Source organism: Stenotrophomonas sp. STEN020 (assembly GCF_056760195.1).
In genome coordinates, this window is sequence record NZ_JBRREI010000001.1 from 11,997 (window position 1) to 34,092 (window position 22,096).

Below are 22,096 nucleotides of genomic sequence, written 5' to 3' on the forward strand. Positions count from 1 at the left end.
GCCGGGGTTTTTTTGTTGCCTGTGAAATGCAGCAGCTGCTGTTGTTGTGGGAGCGGCGTAAGCCGCGAAGCCGATGCGCTGTCAGATCGCAGGATCTACGGTTGTTCGTTGATCCTGGCTTCGCGGCTGACGCCGCTCCTACAAAATGCCGGGCTGCTTGTGCTTTTGTGGGAGCGACGTAAGCCGCGAAGCTCCAGCATTCTCAGATTGCGGAACGTGCAGCTTTTCGTTGATCCCAGTTTCGCGGCTTACGCCGCTCCTACAAACGTAAATACCTTGCGTGGCCCTGGGAAGCACAGCGCGACCAGGAGGTACCGTTCTTGGCGGAAAGTACCTGGGGAGCCCCAGTCGCACTGTGCTTGCCGGGACCACGCAAGCGGGTATCTGCCTGCGACGACTACCGCTCGCGAAATGCCTCGCGGGTCTTCAACACCGGCTTGAGCAGATACTCCAGCACGGTCTTCTCGCCGGTACGGATTTCAACCGAGGCGATCATGCCGGGGATGATCGGCAGCTCCTTCCCGCCAGCTTCCAGTACGCTCTTGTCGGTAAGTACGGTTACGCGGTAGTAGGTGCTGTCCGGACGTCCGGCTGCGCCCTTCTCTTCGTCTTTCAAAGTGTCTGGACTGATCAGCTCGACGGTACCGTTCAGACCACCGTAGATGCCGTAGTCATAGGCGGTGATCTTCACCGTTGCCGGCAAGCCGGGCCGCAGGAAGGCGACATCGGATGGGCGGATCTTGCCTTCCACCAACAGTTGGTCTTCCAGTGGAACTATTTCCAGAATGTGCTCGCCGGGTTGAATCACGCCGCCAACGGTGTTGACCCGCACGTTCTTCACCGTGCCGCGCACCGGCGCGGTGATGGTGGTGCGTTCAACCACGTCGGCGCGGCCGACCAGGTTCTCGCTGGTCTGTGAAAGTTCCATCTCCAGCTTTACCAACTCGGAGTTGGCGTCCGAGCGGTAGCGGTTGCGGCGCTCGACGATCTGCGAACGGATATCGTTGGCCTGCCGACGCATGCGCAGCAGTTCCACGTCAGACAGCAATCCTTTGGCCGCCAGCGGCTGGGCGAGGTTGATTTCGCGCATCGACAATGCATAGCTCTGCTCAAGCGAGGCGACGCCTTCTTCCAAGGCGCGACGGCGGGCGTTGAACGCGCGGGTCTCGCTGGCGACCTCGTCTTCGAACTCCCGCACTTGCGCATCGAATACCAGTGCTTCGCCATAGGCCTCGGCGCGCAGACGGGCGATGGTGGCCTTGAGCGAGATGACCTTGCTCAGGGCCTCGCGGTAGCTGGCGTTGGCACGGGTGGGGTCGATCTTCAGCAGCACCTGGCCACGCTCGACCACGTCGCCTTCTTGTGCTGACATCTCTGCGAGGATGCCGCCTTCCAGACTCTGGATGATCTGCTCGCGGCTCTTTGAGACGATCTTGGCTTCGCCCTTGGTAATTTCCTCAACGCGGGCGAAATGTGCCCAGGTGATGCCGACCAGCATGACCAGCAACACCATATAGGTGACGATGCGCGAGCCCGGTGTGGTTTGGGCGAGCAGTGATTCGGAGACGTCGTCCATGAAAGCTGCATCAGCAGTGCTGATCGATGAAGTTTGTTCCTTGGCTTTCTTCCGCGGGAACATCACTGCACCTCCTGTTGCTGCGGTTTGCCACGACGCACACGCGCTGGCGCGGGCAGGATGCCTGGTGCAGGCGCAGCGTTGCTTGCAGTTGCGTGTGCAGGCGCGACTGCAACTGCCGCAGCCGAGACTGCTGCAGGACTTGGTGGTGCGGTGGCGGTTGTTGCTGTGACGGCGTGCGCGCGCGCCTCGCCGTTGGAATTTGCCCCCAATGCGGTGAGCACATTGGCCTTGGGGCCGTCGGCGACTACGCGGCCGTTGTCCATCACGATCACCCGCTCCACCAGATTGAGCAGTGAAGGGCGATGGGTAACCACCACCAGCGTCTGACCCTTGGTTGCGCGATGCAGATGCTCAAGGAACTGGGCTTCGGTCTGTGCGTCCATGGCGCTGGTGGGCTCATCCATCAGCAGCAGGCGCGGACGGGCGAGCAGGGTGCGGGCAAGCGAGATCAGCTGACGTTGGCCGCCCGACACGCCGTCGCCGTTCTCGCCGATGGGCAGGTTGACGCCACGCGGGTGCGAGGCGGCAAACTGGTCCAGACCAGTGAGCCGCAGTACGCGCACGAACTCTTCAATGCTGGCATTCGGGCATCCCAGCATCACGTTTTCGCGCAAGGTGCCATGGAACAGGCGTGCCTCCTGGTTGACGAAGCCAACCGCCTTGCGCCAATCGGCCGGATCAATCTGGTTGACATCCAGACCGTCGGTGAACATCTGCCCTTCGGTCGGCGAGTACAGGCGCGACATCACCCGCAGTATGGTCGACTTGCCACTGCCAATGCGGCCGAGGATGGCGACGCGCTCACCCGGGGCGATGGATAGATTGATATCGCTCAGCACCGGCGGGTTGGGCTGCATTGGCGGGGCGGGGTAGGAAAAGCCGATTTTCTTCAGTGCGATCTGTCCGCTCAGCTTTGGCACCGGTAGATAGTCCTGGGCCGGATCGCGGTCCTGCGGCATTTCCATCAGCTTGTTCAACGATTCCAGTGCGGCCTTGGCCTGCTGGAAGCGCACTGCAAGGCCAATCACCTGGCCCAGCGGAGCGGTAGCGCGGCCAGCCAGCATCACGGTGCCAATCAACGCACCCATGCTGAGCGTACCTGCGGTGATCAGATAGACGCCGGTGATGACCAGTACCACCGTCTGCAGTTGCTGCAGCAGGGTGACAGTACCAGTGGCGATGCTGGACAGGCGCCGCGATTTCATCGAGGTCGCCGATTGCAGGGCACTGAAGTGCTGCCAGCGGCGCTGCATGTTGGCGGTGCCGCCAGTGGACTTGAGCGTCTCCATGCCTTCAATGGATTCGATCAGCACGCCTTGCTTGAGCGACGACTCGCGCAGGTTTTCTTTCATGACCCTTGCCAGCGGCCACTGGATGCATATTGAAATGATGATGATCAGCGGCAGGATCATCAGTGGGATCCAGCCCAGTGGGCCGCCAATGGCAAAAATCACGCCGACGAACATCAGCACGAAGGGCAGGTCGGAGATCGCCGCCAGCGTCGCCGAGGTGGCGAAGTCGCGCACCGACTCGAACTCCCGCAACTGATTGGCGAAGCTGCCCGACGATGCAGGCTTGTGCTCCATCTTCACCGACAGCGCCTGGCGGAACAGCATGGCGCCGAGCACCAGATCGGCCTTCTTGGCAGCCGCATCCAACAGGTGGGCGCGCACAAAGCGGATGATGGCTTCAAATACCATGGCGATGATCACGCCGATTCCCAGTGACCATAGCGTGACAAACGCCTGGTTGGGCACCACCCGGTCGTAGACGTTCATGGTGAAGAAGATGCTTGCCAGCGCCAATACATTGGCAAGCACCGCGGCGATGGCCGCGCTGCGGTAATAGCGACGGTAGCGCCACAAGGTGCTGAACAGCCAGTGGCCCTTGGCCTCGGGCAGTGCGTCGCCGGCACGATTGTCCACATGGGCGCGGGGCTTGACCAGAATGGCGTGACCGGAATAAATCGCATCAAGATCGTCGTGCGACATATCAACGGGTTCTAAGGACACATCAGGCAGAATGACCGTGTATCGGTGCTGCCGCTTGTTCTCCTCATCGCGGATTTCCCTGCGTTCCAGTAATACGCAGCCGCCTTGCTGCTTGCGCAGCAGAATGATCGGCATTACCTGTGCGGGCAGCTGTGCCAGAACGCGTTTCACCACGCCGCCGGTAAGGCCGGCATTGCTAAGTGCCTGCAATGCCAGTGAAGGAGACAGCGCGCCGTTCCACGGCAAGCCAGCAACCAGTGCGGCTGGGCTGCGGCTCATGTCGTAGTGATCACACATCCAGGAAACGCTTTGCAGCAATGTGTCCTCGATGCTGGTCTGGTCGTTTGTCATCGCTACAGCTTCGTCAGCCGGTGCGCTTTGAATGGTCATGGCAGATCCAGATGGAGCCGCCTGCAAAGGCAGGTGGATTTCTAATCCGGGAGTACAGAATGCCAACTGCTCCCGAGGAGGAGCAGAAGTCTGGGGTCGATCGGAGTATTGGCGAATAGGATTGATCCCAATTGCTCAGTCTTTGTTTGGTACTTACCGCGCGTCCGGTTTTCTGCGTCGACGTCAGTGGCAGAAATGGCCGCGGTGCTGTGCTCGGTTTCTACTCGCGGCTGCAGCCTTCGTCCATGGAAAATCAGATCGCGGCTTGTAGGAATTGCATGAAGAGTGAGATGTGCAAAAAGTTGGCTGCACGTTGGCGGGCAGCATCGCGGCCGCAGCTGCGCCATTGGACGCGCTGTCCTGATTCCCATCTTCAGGACTATCCCTATATGGGTGCTTGATCCTCAAGCCTATTGTCGTTGCGGAGGGCGCCAACTTTCGTTGCAGCGTTGGGCGGCTTTCCGCCGCTGCTTTCAAGGCGCAATCAAAAGGTCGATCGAGTTTGAATCGAACGCCAGTTTAGCTTTTGTTTCTGTATTGAAACCGATGGTCGAGCAATTCAGCAGGCAAATGCACGGGTCGCAGGACTGGTTACCAGTATCCAGCGTGGCTTCGTGAATTTTTACATACGAAAAAAACCGGATGAATGAAAATGACGGCGATGATATCGGTGATTGACGGTGCCTCTTTGATCAGCTCGCAGCGGCTTGCAGCTGCAGAGAGTGGCACTACTGCGCACATCAGTGCGGTGGAGGGGGGCACTACCTGCTGGAGGAAGTCGAAGGTGGTATCAGCGCGGGAGACATCAGTGCCAAGCGCGTCGGCGCGAGCCTGGTTCTGCGCCAGACCATGGACGGCGCAGCGCCTGCGTCCGTGGTGGTTGAGAATTTCTATGACCTTGCGTGCCGGTTGTTGGGCGTGGGTGTCAATGGCGAGCACTGGGACTATCAGGTAGCTACCGAGAATGGTTTTGCCACTGTCGCTGGGATGAGGGACGGTGCATCTTCCAAAATTTCGCTGCTCGCTGTGAGCTCCACGCTGCAATCGGCCGACCTCGAGCACGTCGCAGGTGGAGTTTCCGCGTTCACCGGCGTGTTGTCGGATGTGGTTGCAGCGGTCGGTGATTTTGCCTTGGGGAACGCAGGAAGCAGCGGCAACAGCAGCAACCCCAAGCCTTCACCAATTGCGCGCGATCCTGAAGCAGGGAATGAAATGGCTGCAGCTTCATTTCGTGAGCCTGTCGCAGCCGTCGGTCCGTCGCCCGCAGTTGATGACGTGGGTGCCCAGGGCACGCCAGGGCTCATGACTTCCATTCCAGGCGAAAAGCACGATGAACATGCCGAGCAGGTTCCATCCAAGGGGTTGCTGGCGAACCCGAGCCCACTGATGGGCCTGGCCGCCGCGGAGCGCTCCGTCGACGATACGCCTGTCATCGACGCCATTGTGGATGGTCAGGGAGCGATCCAGGGGGTAGTAGAAAGTGGTGGCCATACGGATGACGGCAGGCCAAAGATTGTGGGCAAGGCCGAAACCGGCGTACTGGTACACATCTATCGTGGTGTGGAGCTTATTGGTCAGGTCACTGCCGGAGCAAACGGCGAATGGTCGTTCACGCCGAAGCTGCCACTCTCCGATGGCCGCCATGCATTCAGCATCGTCCACGAATACCCAGATGGCGAGGTCAGCAACTTCTCCGTTCCGTATGTGATCGTCGTGGATCGAGTTGTTCCCGATGCACCCACCATTACCGGTATGCAGGACGATCAGGGGCGGATCACCGGTGCCATCGCCGATGGCATGGTCACTGACGATGATCGTCCCACCATCGATGGTACGGCCGAAGCTCACGCCACAGTGATTGTCTATGACAAGGGCAAGGAGATTGGGCGCACGCTGGTCGGTGCCGACGGAAGCTGGAGCTTTACGCCAGAGCCCGGATTGGCAGATGGGCTGCACATTCTGAGCTACGCCGCAGTGGACCGCGCCGGCAATGGCAGTGAGCGCACCGCAGTGTCCGAGTTCGTTGTGGATGCGCGTCCTGAGAAGATCAACATCTACTACGCAGAGGATGACGCAGGTAGCGTGATTGACGAGGTATTCAGTGGTGGCGTAACCGATGACAGTACACCAACGTTGTTTGGAACAGCCACGGCCGGCGGCGTTGTCAAAATCTACGAAGGTAGCGTGCTGCTAGGGCAGTCAATCGCCGATGTCGATGGAACCTGGCAGTTCACGCCGGCTGTTGCACTGAACGAAGGCAGGCACAGCTTCCACGCGACGGTGACCTTGGTTGCAAAGGGTGAAAGCGAGCCTAGCAAGCCGTTCAAACTGACCGTGGACGTGACCCCGCCTGAGAAGCCCAGCATCGAGCAGGTGCTGGACGACGTGGGCCTGCTGCAGGGCGTGTTGCAGAATGGCGCGATCACCGATGACAACAAGCCGACCCTGCTGGGCACCGCCGAAGCCGGTAGCAAAGTACACATCTATGATCGCAGCAATCTGCTGGGTAGCGTGCTCGCTGATGCCACCGGGAAATGGACCTACACGCCGGACACGGGGCTTGCTGATGGCCAGTATGGGTTCAGGGTGGCTGCCGAAGACGCGGCTGGCAATCAGAGCGGGTTCTCGGAAGTGTTTGAGATCGTTATTGCTTCCGCTCCGGGTGCAACGCCGACCATCGATCGCGTCTACGATGATGCCGGTAGCAAGACCGGCAACCTGGCGATTGGCGAGGAAACCGATGACTACCGTCCAGACATCAGCGGCACGGCGGAAGCTGGCAGTACTGTCATCCTCAAGGATCACGGCATCGAGATCGGCCGCGTGTTGGCCGATGCAGAGGGCCTGTGGATGTTCACGCCGCAGCTAGATCTGGCAGAGGGTACGCACCGGCTCACTGCAGAATCGATGGGCATAGCAGGCAACATCAGCACGCCATCGGACCAATTCGACTTCATCGTTGCGCAGAATGGTGACGATCGTCCGCGAGAGCTGGGCGCTGCGGGAGCGATGAAGTTCAATGCGACCATCGTGATCGACACTTCGGGAAGTATGGCGGGGGCGCCAATACGGTCGGTTCAGACGACGCTGAAGCTTTTGGCGGCTGAGTGCCTCGGGGCATCCGGGGCGCAGGCTGTCACGTTGACATTGTTGACCATGACCAGCAACGCGCCGATGAAGTACACCTTCAGCAGCGAGGCAGATGCTGATTACGCGAGGTACGTTGCGGCAGTCAACTCGCTGTCTGCCAATGGTGACCTGGGCTACGAGCAGACGATTCAGGCGGCAGCGAACAGCATCAAAGCCGGGCATCTAGCCAATAGTGGCCCGAGCCAGGTGTTCATCCTCGGGGATGGAGTGAACAGTCTGTCACAGACGACAGCGGACAAGTGGCAGGCGATGCTGCTCAATCCAACGGGCAACGAAGTTCTGGATACACCCATCTTATCCACGCCGATCAGCGTGACGCCCTTCTATAAGGGCTACGAATACTCGTTGCATTGGTTGGCTACCGGAGGGAAAGCCATCGAGCTACCCTCGCCAGAAATGCTGCCGGATGTCCTGCTAGGTGCCGTGATCGGCGATGGCGTCTCTGGGAACCTCTTGGACAATGATGTCAAATTGATCCGTGACGGCAATGAGTACCTGAACCAGATCACCTTCGACGGAGGCTTGTTCCGCATTGCGGCGAATAACTCGTTGGTCATGACAAATGTCGCCGCCAATGTGAAAGGAATCTACGATCCAGCGACCGGCCTGCTCAGCGTCACGACGGAGAGCGGCACGCTGCAGGTCTATATGCACGCGTCCGCCGCTCACCAGGCAGGCGACTACACGTACAAGTCGAAGTTCGTTCAGCCGTACTACGGCGAAAGCGCAAAAGAAGAAACCTTCGGCTATTTGGCACTGGACACCCATGGTGTTTCCCAGTCAGCCAACTTGCACATCGTTCTGCAGCCGCCCGATACCAGAAACCTGCTGAAGATCGACATGCTCGGCAAGGACACTGGCCTGCAGGGCGATTTTTTGACGGCCGACGGCAGCGCTGGGCGGGAGATCTCGGGAACGCTGTCGCAGCATCTGGCAAACGGACTGAAAGTACAGGTGTCAGTGGATGGCGGAAACACCTGGTCGGACGCCGTGACGCACGGCAAACACTGGACCTTCATCGATATGTCGGCCCATTCAAGCAGCTGGAGCATGCAGGTACGCGTAAGCGATGGCGTTACACATGGCACCCAGGTGCTGGCACAGGAAGTGACGCTGGCCGAACCTTCGGCAGCGCCAGTCATCTCCAGTATTCCAGAGGCAGCAAACATCTACACGTCCGCCTTGGCACAGGACGGTTCTGAGATGACAGTGTCGCTTGCTGCCACCGGCGCCAAGGCTGGCGACAATGTGCATATCCAGTGGGGAACCAGTACCTACGACCAGGTGCTGACCACGCTGAACATCAGCAATGGCTTCGTCATTCTCAATGTGCCAGCGTCGGTTACGCACTCAACGGCGAGCTACAACTACAATTTCTCGGTAACCGCGCAGATCATCGGCCAGGATGGTTCCATCGGCGCACTGTCGGCGCCGTACAGCGTCGTTGGAACGTATGCCCGGGCTCTGCTGAGCGACGCGCTGCAGCTTGCGCCGGTGGATCATGTTTACACCGGAAACGGCTTCATCGTGACGACAACTGGTAGCTTGGCCAAGACCGTTGCTACGACCAATAGTCTGGCAGGTTTGACCTTGAGCGATCCCCTGCAGGCAAACGCAACGTTCACACTGAACAAGCCGGCGGACCAGATAGCGCTGCGTCTGAGTGGTGCCGAAAATGCACTGGGCGCGCAGATTCGTGTGTTCGACGTGAGCGGAAATCTCCTTCACCAGCAGACCGTCTTTGGTGATGGCACAGCGCGACATACGGCAAGCTTCACTTGGACCAAGAGCGGCCTGATGGACATCGGATCGTTCACAGTAACCGCAATGAGCTCGAGCGTGACCTTGGATTCATTCAGTCAATACGTGGTGACGCATGCGGAGGACAAGCGTGACCAAAACCTGATCGATGTACTTGCGGAGACATTCCATGGTTCTGCGGCGAATGACGTTGTTTCGATCTCGCAGTACGCACACACCTACTTTGGACAGGCTGCCGCAGCCATTCACGGTGGCGGGGGAACCGACACGCTGAAGATCGTTGGTGCCAATCATGTGCTGGACCTGACCGCAGCGGGTAGCAAGATCAGTTCGATGGAAGTCATTGATCTCACGGGTACCGGAAACAATACGCTGACGCTGAATCTGTCGGACGTGCTGCGCAATGGCGGCACGAATATCTTTCATGCTGGCGACGCGGCTCGCGTCCAGATGATGGTCAAGGGCAATGCGGGTGACAGGGTCAATCTTGGCGATCTGCTCACCGGAAATATCGATCACGGCGACTGGGTGAAGAAGACCGCTGTGGTGATCGAAGGAGTGACCTACGATTCCTTTCAGCACTCCTCCTTGGCAGCGGAATTGCTGGTCCAGCAAGGTGTGAACGTGGCGGTGACGAACTCCGTGATGGTGGGGGTTGCCGAATTCTCGGTTGAACCCGCGCTAGGTGCGCTATCGGAAGTCCTGGCGTCAGCCGACGATGAGTTCTTCCCTTGGCCAACCCTGGCGCATGGCAGAGGTGACAGCATGTTGAACGCTGTTGACCTCAATCATGCGCATGGCTTCGGGCTGGATACGCAGGACTATAGACTGGAAGCTTATTGATGGAACAAGGCAGCGGCGCCAATCGCCGTTGCCTTCTGCTGCGCTGTCCAGGCGGGCTGCATTGCCCGCTGAGGCGGTACGGGGAGTCGTTGGCGGCAACAACACACGAGTTCGACCACCCAGTTGCCAGCATTGTTGGCTAGCCTCCCGTCAGGCAGGGCAAGGAAGGGATAGGCGTTGCCCGTGCAGTGGATCCATATGGAAGTGACGGTGACCGGATCGCTTTCTACAGCCAATAGTGCCTGCATCGATTGTCCTGATCAGCAGGATGCTTCGCTGTGGCCGTGGCAAGCCGTAGTGCAACCGGGAGCGAAGATCTTGCTGACTTTCAAAATATCCGAGAACAGTCCCGGGTGACTGCGCTTGCCCTGGCTACGAGCCGAACGGTCGCTGCACGACCTACCCAGGGTTTCTGGCGGGAATGTCGTGCCAATCAGGTTTGGGGGAATACGGAATGTCGTTGTAGTTATCAAATATGAAACCGTCGATGCTTTGAGCTCCCTGGTAAAGTGCAGGGTATCTCGCTCCTTATGGGATGTGTGGTCTGAGCTGGGGTAACTACTTTTTTTGTGTGGGTATCAAATATGAGACTAGTGATGTCGGGCGCTGCTGCGGTTGCGCCGGGTCGCGGCCAAGAATATGTGAGCTAGCTGGGATATCAATAATAGCTATCGCCATATTCCGGTGAGGGTTCGAGCGCGCTCAGGTGTTGCTGTTGGTAGGGGGATTTAAATATTTGAATTTGCTAGAAGTGTAGGTGCCGACGGGGTGCGATTTCAGTGCTCGCCTGTGATGGTTCTGAACGATCTTTGCGCAAGTTGCGTCCGCTGTGATTGGCGTAATTCATAAGCTTTGCTGTCGATTATTCGTGTTTCATATTTGAAAGTTGACGTTTATTTATCTGTGTATTTTTGCATGCGTCGAGCCGGTTTGAGACCTGTCCTATTTAATGGCGGAACTGCGAGGATAATAATCTTGCCATTGATGAATCTGATCCAGGGTGGTCGATTCAAAGTATATGGCGCCTGTAATAACGGCTCCGCCAATCAAGTCATGATCATTCAGGTGATTCAGCGATGAACGTCAGTGTTTCCGTAGTCAACGATAAAGCCATTGTTCTGAATAAGTCGCTGGCCGAAGCCAAGGGTGGCAAGTCTGTTCGCGTCAAGGCGGTCAAAGGTGGAAAGTACCTGCTCGCAGAGAACGACGCTGGTGTGGGCCCGGAGAATATTACCGTCAAGCGTGTAGGTGAAAATCTGCATGTAGCACTTGAGGGCTCCGACCCGGATCAGCCGGAGCTGATCATCGAGAACTTCGTTGACTCTGACAGTCAACTGGTTGGCCTGGGTGAGGATGGTCTGTACCACGAGTACATCGCCGCCGATGGCGACACCGACAGTGCAGCCGCATTCCTGATGGAGGGTATGTCTTCGCCGTTGGCGTTGGGCTCCCCACAGCTTGCTGGCTTCGGCGACGGCTTGGTCTTCGCAGGCGCTGGCTTGTTGCCGTGGGTGTTGGCCGGGGTTGCTGGGCTGGCTGGCGGTGCGATAGTCGAGCACCACAATGAGGGAGGCAGCAAGCCAAAAGACACCGCCGCGCCAGAGAACAAGGGCATTGGTTCGATAGTCGATGACAAGGGTCCACTGAAGGGCAGCATCAATCCAGGTGATGTGACGGACGATAACCGTCCTACGCTGGGGGGCTCGGGCCAGGAGCCTGGTGACACGGTCGTCGTGATTGATAACGGCAAGGTCATTGGCGAAGTCATCGTTGATGGCGATGGCAACTGGACCTTCACCCCGGATGCAGATCTGGGCGATGGCGAACATTTGCTGGAGATCGTGGTCAAAGATCCGTCAGGTAACAGCTCGGATCCTTCCGAAGAGATCGTGATCATCATCGACACCACCGCACCGGCCAAGCCGGGGGTGGAGAGCGTCATTGATGATCAGGGGCCTGTCACCGGCCCGGTGGAGAATGGTGGCGTTACCGACGACCAACAGCCAACGCTGTCGGGCAAGGGCGACGCAGGTGATACCGTCACCATCATCGACAAGGGCAACGTCATTGGTGAAGTGGCGGTTGGCGAAGACGGCACCTGGACCTTCACCCCGGACGCGCCGCTGAGCGAAGGCGAGCATGCTTTCGAGATTGTCGTTACTGATCCGGCTGGCAACAGCTCCGAGTCGTCGGATGAGTACATTGTGATCGTTGACACCACACCACCAGCCAAGCCGGGTATCGAGAGCATTGTTGACGATCAAGGCGCTGTCACCGGTCCTGTCGGCAACGGTGGTGTTACCGACGATACCCAGCCAACCCTGTCGGGCAAGGGCGACGCCGGCGACACCGTCACCATCATCGACAATGGCGGGATCATTGGCGAAGTGCAGGTGGGCGACAACGGTACCTGGACCTTTACTCCAGAAGAGGCACTGGGCGAAGGTGAGCACGTCTTTGAAGTTGTGATCACTGACCCAGCCGGCAACAGTTCCGAGCCGTCGGATGAGTACGTAGTCAACGTAGACAGTCAGCTACCGAACAGGCCGGTCATCGAGACGGTATACGACGATCACGGCGACCAGACCGGCTCGCTCAGCTCGGGTGACGTAACGGATGATGCCAAGCCGACCATCAAGGGTAGCGCTGAGCCAAACACTACCGTCATCATCAGGAACGACGGCGTCGAGATTGGTCGTACGCCGGTGGGTATCGACGGCCGGTGGACGTTCGAGCCGTCGCTGCCATTGGCGCAGGGTACGTACAAATTGACTGCTGTAGCTATGAACGAGGCTGGCACGTCCAGCGCGCCTTCGGATCGCTTCGACCTGGTGCTGGTAAACCCGGGGGCACCTGCAGCCCCGGCGATCACTTCGTTGATCGATGACGTCGGTAGTATTACCGGTCACATCCAGAAGAACGGCGTTACCGATGATGCACGGCCAACCATCAACGGTACCGCGCAGGCAGGCGTGACGGTGTCGGTCTATGTCGACGGTGTATTGTCCGGCACGGTCATGGTCGCGGCCAACGGCGAGTGGAGTTACACACCTGCAGACAATCTCGCTGATGGCCCGCACAACATTACCGCTATGGCTACCAATGCCCTAGGCAACATCAGTCCGGAGACCGGAAAGTATCCGATCAACGTGGATACCAAGGCCCCGGACAAGCCAGGCATCGGTGACGCGCTGCTACTGGACGACGAGGGTGCAGTCGTCGGTGAGATCACCAATGGTATGGTGACCGATGACACTACCCCGACCTTCAAAGGCAGGGGCGAGCCGAATGGCAGAGTGATCATCTACAACGACGGTGAGCGGATCGGGGAAGTGTCGAGTGACATCAATGGTGACTGGGCCTTCACTCCAGCGCCTGCGCTCGACGATGGCGACTACAGCTTCAGCTATAAAGTGGTGGATCAAGCAGGCAACATAAGCCCGGAGTCGGATGCGATCACTTTCGTTGTCAACACCGAAGGCGTGCTGGTCAGTATTGACGGTGCAACTGACAATGCCGGCGAAGTAACCGGCGAAATTGCCGAGAACGGCGTGACCGACGACACCAGCCCGACCCTGCACGGAAAGGGCGGCATTGGTGGCACGGTCAAGGTTTACGAAGGCGGCGCATTGCTGGGTGAGGCTGTGGTCGGCGCTGATGGGCGGTGGAGCCTGACCCCGTCAGTTCCAATGAATGAAGGCCCGCACAGTTTGACCGCAACGATCACCACCGACGTCGATGGTGAGAGTGCACACGTTGGCCCGTTTGATTTCGTTATCGATCTGAGCGCGCCGAACAAACCAAGCATCGACAGCATCAGCGATGACGTGGGAAGCATCCAAGGCAAGCTTGTCAATGGCCAGGATACCGACGACACCACCCCGACGCTCGCTGGTAAGGCTGAGCCGGGCAGCACAGTGCGCATCCATGGCAACGGTAGCCTGCTGGGAATTGCAGTAGCTGATGGAAATGGCAACTGGAGCTTCACCCCGACCACTCCGCTGAGCAACGGTACGCATGCGTTCGATGTAGTCGCCGTGGACAAGGCGGGAAATGCGAGCGAGCCGTCGGAAGTTTTCAGCATCAACGTCGACACCGTTGTCCCCGACAAGCCGCTGATCCTGTCCGTGTATGACGACCAGGGTGCTGTGACCGGCAACCTGTCATCCGGTGCCGCTACCGATGACAGCAAGCCTTTGTTCAGCGGCAGCGCTGAGGCCAACACCACGGTCATCATCAAGGACGGGCGCGTGGAGATAGGACGTGCGCCGGTGGGCAGCGATGGCAGGTGGAGCTTTGAGCCGGCCAGACCGTTGTCCATAGGTAAGCATGAGTTTACCGTTGAGGCGCTGGACAAAGCAGGCAATACCTCGTCGCCGTCCGATCGCTTTGAGCTGGAGGTGGTCACCGATGTGCCCCCTGCGGTACCTGCGATCACTTCGGTGGTTGACGACGTCGGAAGCATCATCGGAAACATCCAGAAGAATGCTGTTACCGATGACGCGCGTCCAACCATCAACGGTACCGCCCAGGCTGGAACGACTGTGTCGGTCTACATTGACGGCGTGCTGTCTGGAACCGCCGAGGTTGCAGCGAACGGCGAGTGGAGCTACACCCCCTCCATCGACCTTCCTGACGGCCTGCACAGCATCACCGCCAAGGCTACCAATGGCGTGGGCAATGCCAGTCCGGAGACTGGAAAGTATCCAATCAACGTAGACACCAAGCCCGCAGACAAGCCGGGCATGGACGATGCGGTATTGCTTGATGACGCAGGCAGCGTAACTGGCCCGATCGTCAATGGGACCGTGACCGATGACGCCACCCCGACCTTTGAGGGCAAAGGTGAGCCAAATGGGGCGGTGATCATCTATGACAACGGCAAGGAGATTGGCCGGGTTTCCAGCGATGCCAATGGCGACTGGAGCTTCACTCCCTCACCGGGTCTGGGCGATGGCAACCATAGTCTCAGCTACGAAGTGGTGGATCAGGCCGGCAATGTGAGTCGTGAGTCCGATCCGATCAAGTTCGTGGTCGACACGACCGGCGTGAAAGTCAGTATCGATGGTGCAATCGACAATGCCGGCAGTGTTACCGGCGAAATCGGCAAGAACGGCGTCACTGACGACGTCACCCCAACCCTGCATGGCAAGGGCACCATTGGCGGTACGGTCAAGGTCTACGAAGGCAGCGTGCTGCTCGGTGAGGCTGTGGTCGATGCCGGGGGCGGGTGGAGCATCACTCCGGTCGTGCCGCTGAGTGAAGGTGCGCACAGTCTGACAGCGACGGTTACGACCGTTGCGAACGGTGAGAGCGAGCGCGTTGGTTCGTTTGAGTTGACCGTTGACCTGACCCCGCCGAGCCTCCCGGTGATTGAAGAGATCAACGACGATGTCGGTGTCTCGCAGGGCGCGTTGGGCCAAGGGCAGCATACGGATGACGCTACGCCGACTTTGTCGGGCAAGGCCGATGCGGGAACCACGGTAAACATCTACGACAAGGGCGGTCTGTTGGGCAGCGTTGTGGCCGATCCCAATGGTGACTGGAGTTTTACCCCGAGTCCGCCGTTGCTCAATGGCGCGCATGAATTCGCCGTAACGGCGCAGGACAAGGCCGGCAACGAGAGCGACGCGTCGCCTGTGTTTGGGATTATTGTCGACACGCTCCCACCGGATGCGCCGGTCATCGAGGCGGTGTATGACGACATGGGCTCCAAGACCGGCAACCTGGGCCAGGGCGAGACGACTGATGACGCCATTCCGACCGTCAGCGGAAAGGCCGAAGCGAACAGCATTGTTGTCATCAAGGATCGTGGAACAGAGATCGGTCGTGTGGTTGCCGATGCAGACGGCAAGTGGGTTTTCGAGCCGGCTGAAGCACTGGCAGCTGGGGAACACAGGTTGAGTGCTGAAGCCATTGACGCAGCGGGCAACAGCAGCTCGTCTTCCAATGTGTTCATATTCTCAGTAGATGACGCGATTCCCACCACGCCAAAAATCACCAACATACGCGACGACGTTGGTGAATACACGGGCATCCTGCTCAATGGTGGAACAACCGATGACTCCATGCCAACGATCAGTGGCAATGGAAAAGCCGGGGAAACCATCGAGATACGCATGGATGGGAGTGTGCTTGGCACCGTAGTGGTTGCTGACAACAACCGTTGGAGCTTCACTCCCACAACGCCAGTGGCAGATGGTGTGCGGGTGTTTACAGCTGTCGCGGTGAGCGCAGGTGGTGCTGAAAGTGAAAGCAGCAACAGCTATCAGATTCGGGTTGATACGGTGTCTCCTGACGCGCCCATCATCGAAACCGTTCATGACAATGCCGGCGTGTGGACCGGAAATCTTGAGAACGGCCAGACCACCGACGACCGGACACCTACGTTCTCTGGCAAGGCGGAGGCAAGCTCGACCATCATCGTCTTCAATCATGGTGAGGAAGTGGGCTTCGCGTCGGTTGATGAGAATGGAAGCTGGAAGTACGCAGCTGAGCCACTCGCATATGGCGAGCACCGTTTCACCTTCGTTGCTTTCGATGTTGCGGGAAACCTGAGTGATACATCGGAGGCCTGGACTGTGGTGGTTGCGGCAGCAGGCCGTTCGACGGGCAACGGCGGCAGTGCGGAAGCTTTGCTTTCCGTGAACGAGCTGCTGGTGGATGGCGGGGCGGATATGTTCATTGCAGGAGCCAGCAGTGCTGACGCCGCAGAAGTCTGGTCGATTGCTGCATTGGGCCTATCCGATCAGGAAACCCAGCAGGACAGCTGGACAGCAAATGCAGGTGATATGCACGGTGGGGCCGACCGCTTGGCCCGCAGTTTGATTGAAGACGCCAATGTGCTGGATCAGTGATTGAATGATTGATCAGGGTTTCGAGGAGCCCTATTCGGGCTCCTCGGCTAGCTGGGTTGAAAGGTCGGGGAGAATGGATACACGGGGCTCGTGCTCATGGCTGCTGAAGCTTGCCACTCTCGGAGTGGGGGGCGTATTCGGTTAGGTTGATACCCGAAAGCCGCGCTCTATTGCCTGGGTTCAAGATTGTATCCAACGCCAAGTTCCCCGCTTCGCTACGTCACGGTTGGATGCAGATGCGCTCATCTGCGATGTGCGATTCAGTGCGTCCGTTTGCAGTTTCTTCTCGTGCCGACACCAACTCTGTCGCAATGGGAGTTCTCGCCGCATGAACTATAGGGTTCCCCTACATGTTGCGCACTGTTCGGAAAACATAATGTGATTCGATTTATGCCCTCCGCGCCCTGCATCGCGCGGCCTCATTAAAACGCTAGAGAACCGGGGTGGATGCGCGTGTTTCCAGGTGGCAAGCACCTGGCACGGCTTTGGGCGTGCGGGGACGTATGCAAGAAATCATTAGATGCCCGATCGAATCTACGTGCTTTGAAATGTACTCAGACGCAGTTTCGCTAAACAAATCAACTACAAAGGTGGATTATAAAATGGCTGCTTTCTTATCTGTGCTGAATGGCGGTTACGTTGCGCAGACCCTTGTTCTGCAAGGGGCGGACGCGAGTATTGCACCTGGTATCCAGGCCGTAGCTGGCGGCCGCTATGTTCTGGCTGCCGCCGATGGCCGAGGTGCGGCCGACGGCATGATCATCAAGCGCTCGGGGAAGAACCTGCTGCTGGCCGAAGAGTCGGACGGTTCCGTACGGGATGTGTTGATCATCGAAGATTTCTTTGTCAATCATGCGCAGTTGTTCGGCTTGTGCACCGACGGGAAGTACCAGCCCTACACGGTGGTTGCCGGTGAAGCCACGGAAGTGTCCGCGGCGGCAGATGCAAGTGGGTCGTTGCTGCAACTGGCGTCGACTCCGGGTACTGCCGTGCTGAGCTCCTCATTGTTCGCGGCAGATGAATCTGCGCTGTCGTCTGTTGCTGGGTTTGAGTCAGTGCAGTCGATGGTCGCAGCATCCGTGGTTCCGGTAGTGGAGCCTGCTGGCGTTGCGCCGGTCGATATCGCAGCCGGAATAGCTGCAGCAGAGGTACTAGAAGCCAATCCCCTGGCGGATATCAAATTCGCGCATGATGCGGCGCAGAGCAACGACGACACGTCAATGGACGTCTTTGTGGTTGGTGATGGGCGTCGAGGCGAAGATACATCCGCAGGTAGTAGCAGCGATGTTGCAGAAACGCGGGACGAGGGTGCGGCTATCGCTTCTGGCCGATCGCGGGAAGCCGCCATTGACAGCATTCTGGACGCAAAGGGCGCGGTTCAAGGAAATATCCCGAATGGCGGGTTTACCGATGACGGCAGCCCGAGGATCGTCGGCAAGGCCGAAAGCGGTGTGTTGGTCCATGTCTACAAGGGTGCGGAACTTATCGGTATTGCCGTAGCCGGTGCAGATGGGGCGTGGTCATTCGTGCCGCGTCTGCCAATGGCCGACGGCCGCCACGTGATCTCCGTGATGTATGAATATGGGGTCGACGATTTCAGCGACGTGTCCGCCCCATACGTAATTTTTGTCGACAAAATTGCACCGGATACTCCCGTCATCCTCGGCATGAAGGATGATGAGGGGCGTATCCAGGGGCAGATAGGCAATGGCAGCATCACCGATGACAATCGGCCAGTAATTGATGGCAGCGCGGAACCGAACGCGACCGTGATCATCTACGACAAAGGCGTGGAAGTTGGCCGTGCCCCGGTTGCTGATGATGGCAAGTGGAGCTATACCCCCAGTGCGGGATTTGAGGATGGCTTGCATATCCTTGACTATGTCGTGGTTGATCGTGCCGGCAATACCAGCGAGAAGTCCTCAACGACTGAGTTCCTGATCGATACACGTCCTGAACTGGTCGAAATATACGCTGCCGAGGACGATGTCGGCGTTGTGAAGGGGACCTTCATGAGTGGCGGGGTGACCGATGACACGCAGCCGCGCTTGTTTGGTACGGCCACTGCCGGTGGCACTGTCAAGATCTATGAAGGCACGGTACTGCTGGGTCAGGCAATTGCTGGTGTGGACGGAAAGTGGGAGTTCACCCCAGCCGTTGGTTTGAGCGAAGGTGCCCACAGCCTTGCCGCCACCGTGACTACCGAGGCGAAGGGTGAGAGCGATCGCAGTGCGACGTTTGACTTCGCTGTCGACACCACTGCACCGGACAAGCCGACGATCGAACAGGTGTATGACGACAGGGGCGCGTTGCAGAGTGCGCTGAGCCAAGGGCAGAGCACGGACGACACCACGCCGACATTGTCCGGCAAGGCTGAGGCCGGCACCACCATCCGTGTCTATGACAGCGGCAATCTACTGGGCAGTACCATCGCCGATGCTGCAGGAAAATGGAGTTTCACTCCGAGTCCACCGCTGTTGGACGGTGGCTATCTGTTCAGTGTTACCGCGCAGGACAATGCAGGCAGCACCAGCGCGCAGTCGGATGGATTTGCCATCACCATCGACACGGTCCCACCAGCACCGCCGGTGATCTCACTGGTGTACGACGATCAGGGCAGCCAGACGGGACCTCTCAACTCGGGTGACTGGACTGACGATTCCAAGCCAACAATCAGCGGCAGCGCCGAGGCTTTTGCCAAAGTGGTCATCAGGGATCATGGTCTGGAGATCGGGCATGTCATGGCCGACGCCGAAGGCAAGTGGTCGTTTGAACCGTTCTTGCCGATGGGGCTGGGCCAGCACAAGCTGACTGCCGAAGCGGTCGATGCCGCCGGCAATGCCAGTGAGCGATCCAACACCTTCGACCTGGCGCTGGGAAGCCCGGAGCGGCCCGCTGCGCCGGCAATCACCTCGGTGGTTGATGATGTCGGTTCGTTAACCGGTGTGTTGCAGAAGAACGACGTCACCGACGACGCCCGCCCGACAATAAACGGTACTGCGCAAGCAGGTGCGAAGGTATCGATTTACATTGACGGCGAGTTGGCGGGCAGTACCCTTGTTGCCGCAAACGGCGAATGGAGCTATACGCCAACGGCTGACCTGGTCGACGGGCTGCGCAACATCACTGCGAAGGCCACCAGCGTCGTGGGGAACATCAGTGATCCCACCGGACCGTACCCGATCATTGTGGATACAACGCCGCCGGTGCAGCCGGTTGCGGCGGATGCAACGCTGTGGGATGACTTCGGCCAGATCACCGGCCAGATCAGCAACGGAACGGTTACCGACGACAACACGCCGACATTTGTGGGCAAGGCCGAGGCCAACGCGACCGTAGTCATCTATGACGGAGGGGTGGTAATAGGGCGTGTGCTAACCAACGCAAGTGGCGACTGGAGTTTCACGCCTTCCACGGTGCTTGTTGATGGGCAGCACAGCTTGAGCTACGAAGTGGTGGACAAGGCCGGCAATGTTGGTCCCAGATCGCCGGCGATCGGTTTCGAAGTCAACACAAACTCCATAGTCGTCAGCATCGATGGTGCCACCGACGATGCCGGACCAATCAGGGGAGAGATCGGCACTAGCGGTGTCACCGATGACGCCACACCGACGCTGCACGGCGTCGCCACCGCTGGCGGTACCGTGAAGATCTACGAAGGCAGCACCCTGCTGGGACAGGTTCTGGCTGGCAGCGATGGCAAGTGGAGCTTCACCCCTATCGCTGGTTTGAGCGAAGGCCCGCATAGCCTGTCAGCAACCGTGACCACGGTGACCAATGGCGAGAGCGCCAAGAGCGAAGTCTTCGATTTCAGCATCGACCTGACTGCGCCTATGAAGCCGACGATCGAGCAGGTACGTGACGATGTAGGTGTACTCCAGGGCCCACTGCACCACGGCCAGAGTACGGACGACACCACGCCGAACCTCTCCGGCAAGGCCGAGGCGGGTAGCACGGTGCACATCTACGACCAGGGCAGTCTGCTCGGTAGCGTCATCGCCAGCAAAGATGGCGATTGGAACTACACACCGAATCCGCCGCTGCTCAATGGTGCGCACGAGTTCACCGTCAAGTCCGAAGACAAGGCGGGTAACGTCAGCGAGCCCTCGGACAGGTTCCTCATCGTGATCGACACGATGGCGCCGGACACGCCGGTGATCGACCTGGTATATGACGATCAGGGTGCCCGCACAGGTAGTATTGCTGCAGGTGGAATTACAGACGATGCCCATCCGGCCATCAGTGGCAAGGCAGAGCCGGGCTGCACCGTGATCATCATGGACGGCGGGACCGAACTGGGCCGTGCTGTGGCAAATGCTGATGGCAATTGGACACTTGCGTTGTCCGTAGCCTTGGCCGATGGCGCCCACGTGCTGAGCGTTGCAGCGCTGGACGCGGCTGGCAACCTGAGTGCGTCCTCCGATACCTTTGGATTTTTCGTCGATACGTCGCTTCCGACGGTGCCGAAGATCACCAACATCAGGGATGACGTGGGTGAGTACACCGGCATTCTGCAGAATGGTGGCACTACGGATGATGCGAATCCGACCATCAACGGAACCGGGAAGGCGGGAGAGCTGATTGAGATCAGATCCGGCGAAACTGTGCTCGGGAGCATCGTGGTAGGTGACAACGGACGTTGGAGCTTCACTCCGGAAATCGCGCTGTCGGAAGGATTGCACGGGTTCTCTGCAATCGCTGTGAGTTCAGGTGGTGCTGAGAGTGCGGTCAGCAACACCTATGCTGTTCGCGTCGATACCGTCGCTCCCGATCGCCCGATCATCGATGCAGTAAAGGACAACGCTGGTGCATGGATGGGTGACCTTGAAAACGGGCAGACCACCGATGACCGGACTCCAACCTTTGTTGGCAGGGCGGAGCCGAATTCAACCATCATCGTTTTCAACGGTGGCGAGGAAGTGGGCTTCGCAACAGTCGATGAGTATGGCGGATGGACGTACACCGCTGAACGCCTGGCGTATGGCGAGCATCGCTTTGCATTCCAATCCTTCGATGTGGCGGGCAACGTAAGCGACGCCTCGGAACAGTGGGTGGTTGTTGTTGCGATGGCGATCAGGTCCGCGCCCAACGATGGCAGTGCTGCGGTGCTAGGTCCCGCGCAGGATCTGCTGGTCGAAGCGGGGATTGAATTCTTCAGCCAGGGCACTGTGCCGCGCGATACAGCGATCTATCCAGTGCAGGCTGTCCACCAGCAGTCCTCCATCGAAGCAGTTGCGCAGGAAAGCTGGATGGTCAGCAGCAATCAGGCGATCGATAGCGACTGGTCCCACGTAGTCGCAAGTGAGATGGCCTACTTGCACGAACAGCATATGGTCGTTTGACGGAAGAAGGGCCCGGAGGGTGCTAGAAAGGCGCTCCGGGTCCTTCCAATGCGTTCGTCAGACACTCTCGCGCATCACGAAAGGGAGTCCCTACCAGTGAATTGTGGCTGCTCGGTATCTCGT

General features: G+C 58.7%; 6 protein-coding genes. 3 read left to right on the forward strand and 3 right to left on the reverse strand.

Annotated elements, in window-relative coordinates; translation table 11 throughout:
* Positions 1-397: 397 nt before the first annotated feature.
* The 3 genes from ACVOLZ_RS00045 to ACVOLZ_RS00055 form a co-directional block, all read right to left on the reverse strand.
* Positions 398-1,639 carry an HlyD family type I secretion periplasmic adaptor subunit gene (locus ACVOLZ_RS00045; protein WP_481514578.1) on the reverse strand — a complete coding sequence of 414 codons (1,242 nt, stop codon included), beginning with the start codon at positions 1,637-1,639 and terminating at the stop codon, positions 398-400.
* Positions 1,639-4,020 carry a type I secretion system permease/ATPase gene (locus tag ACVOLZ_RS00050; RefSeq protein WP_481514579.1) on the reverse strand — a complete coding sequence of 794 codons (2,382 nt, stop codon included), beginning with the start codon at positions 4,018-4,020 and terminating at the stop codon, positions 1,639-1,641. Before ACVOLZ_RS00050 ends, ACVOLZ_RS00045 begins: the two co-directional genes overlap by 1 nt.
* Positions 4,021-4,611: 591 nt before the next feature.
* Positions 4,612-4,959 carry a hypothetical protein gene (locus ACVOLZ_RS00055; RefSeq protein ID WP_481514580.1) on the reverse strand — a complete coding sequence of 116 codons (348 nt, stop codon included), beginning with the start codon at positions 4,957-4,959 and terminating at the stop codon, positions 4,612-4,614.
* Between ACVOLZ_RS00055 and ACVOLZ_RS00060 the strand changes: the two genes are divergently transcribed.
* The 3 genes from ACVOLZ_RS00060 to ACVOLZ_RS00070 all read left to right on the forward strand — a co-directional run bounded on the left by ACVOLZ_RS00060 (position 4,939) and on the right by ACVOLZ_RS00070 (position 21,973).
* Positions 4,939-9,774 carry an Ig-like domain-containing protein gene (locus ACVOLZ_RS00060; RefSeq protein ID WP_481514581.1) on the forward strand — a complete coding sequence of 1,612 codons (4,836 nt, stop codon included), beginning with the start codon at positions 4,939-4,941 and terminating at the stop codon, positions 9,772-9,774. The genes ACVOLZ_RS00055 and ACVOLZ_RS00060 overlap by 21 nt on opposite strands.
* A 1,076-nt stretch (positions 9,775-10,850) precedes the next feature.
* A complete protein-coding gene (locus ACVOLZ_RS00065) occupies positions 10,851-16,631 on the forward strand; it encodes an Ig-like domain-containing protein (protein ID WP_481514582.1) in 5,781 nt (1,926 codons plus the stop codon).
* Between the two features lie 548 nt (positions 16,632-17,179).
* On the forward strand, positions 17,180-21,973 hold the full coding sequence (locus ACVOLZ_RS00070; protein ID WP_481514583.1) for an Ig-like domain-containing protein: 4,794 nt from the start codon (positions 17,180-17,182) through the stop codon (positions 21,971-21,973).
* The last annotated feature ends 123 nt before the right edge of the window (positions 21,974-22,096 follow it).